The sequence below is a fragment of the Patiriisocius hiemis genome, from assembly GCF_031846325.1.
GTDB classification, from domain to species: Bacteria; Bacteroidota; Bacteroidia; order Flavobacteriales; family Flavobacteriaceae; genus Patiriisocius_A; species Patiriisocius_A hiemis.
In genome coordinates this window covers 1-411 of record NZ_JAVRHZ010000026.1, presented here as the reverse complement: position 1 = coordinate 411, position 411 = coordinate 1, and the positions used below count along the sequence as shown (strand labels likewise).

At 43.8% G+C, this 411-nt stretch carries 1 protein-coding gene; it reads right to left on the bottom strand.

The features are described 5' to 3' along the window. Positions 1–411, bottom strand: a 411-nt coding sequence (locus RM538_RS13390; protein WP_311333943.1) for a hypothetical protein, incomplete at both ends; no start/stop codon positions are given.

Below are 411 nucleotides of genomic sequence, written 5' to 3'. Positions count from 1 at the left end.
ATTGGCTGTATCTGGACCTGAGTTACTTACTACTAAGGTATAGGTAACGGTATCACCTGTTTGATACGGACTTGTATCTGTTAAGGTCTTCGTTACTCCTACATCGGCTACACCTGCTGCAACAGCTCCATCATTATCACTATCATTTGCGGCATTATTGTCTACCTCGTCTGCACTTACTGAAGCGGCATTGTCAAATGCACCTGCTCCATCTACTGTAGCGGTAACAGTTATAGTAACATCATTGGCTGGAGTACCCGAAGCAATACTAGATATTGTACAAGGGAAACCGCCTGCGCAAGGAGCACTTATGGTTTGTATCGTTAAATTTGAAGGTGTGTCCGTAACAACTACATTGTTGGCTGTATCTGGACCTGCGTTACTTACTACTAAGGTGTAGGTAACGGTATC